General features: G+C 46.9%; 1 protein-coding gene. It reads right to left on the reverse strand.

Going from position 1 to position 1,160, the window contains the following annotated elements; all coding sequences use genetic code 11:
* Positions 1 to 14: 14 nt before the first annotated feature.
* Positions 15 to 1,055: an IS630 family transposase gene (locus QWF21_RS18005; protein WP_330089426.1), complete on the reverse strand. Its 1,041-nt coding sequence runs from the start codon at positions 1,053 to 1,055 to the stop codon at positions 15 to 17.
* Positions 1,056 to 1,160: the final 105 nt, after the last annotated feature.

Consider the following 1,160-nt stretch of genomic DNA (forward strand, 5'->3'; position numbering starts at 1 on the left):
CTAAATAACTGATCCTAACTCTGATACACCCGCTGCAAGCCATGCCCACCACCAGGGAATGGTGCAGCATTGTCCATAAAATGTTCTACCTGCTCCAACAGTGAATCCATCGTTTTGCAACAGTGATTCCGCGTAATGGTCTCGTGTAAGGCATGCCACAGCTTTTCAATTTTGTTGACCCAGGGGCTGTATACCGGCTGGAACAACAGTACGAACTTCGGATTCTTGCGCAGCCATGCCGCCGTTTTTTTACTCTTATGGATTATGTAGTTATCCACCACCAACGTAATGGTTTTTGCACGCCGATATTGCCGTTTTAACTTTTCCAGCAAGCTGATAAACAGCTCTGAGCTTTTACTCATTGAACCAACATAGCTAATCTGGCCTGTCTTGCTGTGCAGGGCTCCCGCCAGATAGTGCTTCTTGTTTTGGCCTGGCGTTACCACTAAGCGCTGCTTTCCTTTGTAACCCCAGTCCGCCCCGATTTTCGGGTTCAGGTGGATATCCACTTCATCTTCATAAAATACCGGATGATCTGCGCTGCAATTGGCCAAAGCTTCATAAATAGCTGCCATTTTCTCTGCTTTTGCAGGATCTTTAATCCGCAAAGTTGGTGCAGCCCTGCGCCAGACAATACCGGATTTAGGCAGTAAGCGGCGTATTGTTGAGCTGTGAACCACCAAGCCAAGAGCTCGTTTTATTACCAGACTTAACAGCTCTGTACTCCATCGCGAACGCTGATAACCAAGCTCTCTAGGTTTGCGTTCAATCAACAACTTCAGTACATCAATAAGCAGTCCCTTTGGCTGAACTGGCGGGCGGCCTGTGCGTTTGCTTATTAAGCCATCAATACCTGCCGACTCATACCACTTAACCCAGCGAATAACCGATGAGCGTCCTGCTTGAAGTAGTCTCGCTACCTCAGATTTCGCTTTACCTTTTAGAACCAGCAACACCGCTGTTGCTCTGCGGCAAAGGTCTTTATCTCGTGTCTTATGAATAATTTTCTTCAATCGGCGGGTTTCTGCGCCGTACAAAAATGCTATCTTGTTCATACTCAATGCGGTTGTTGGTTGGTTATGTTTGGCGACTGATCTGATCGCGCAAACCGCATTGAGTTCCTTCGTTTTGGTGATCTACTGTTTGGAACAGTTATTTAG

The organism is Alkalimonas mucilaginosa, from assembly GCF_036327005.1.
GTDB classification, from domain to species: domain Bacteria; phylum Pseudomonadota; class Gammaproteobacteria; order Enterobacterales; family Alteromonadaceae; genus Alkalimonas; species Alkalimonas mucilaginosa.

Bases quoted from the DNA above. Each gene is read 5' to 3' on its own strand.
- QWF21_RS18005 (WP_330089426.1), bottom strand. From the start codon at position 1,055: ATGAACAAGATAGCATTTTTGTACGGCGCAGAAACCCGCCGATTGAAG.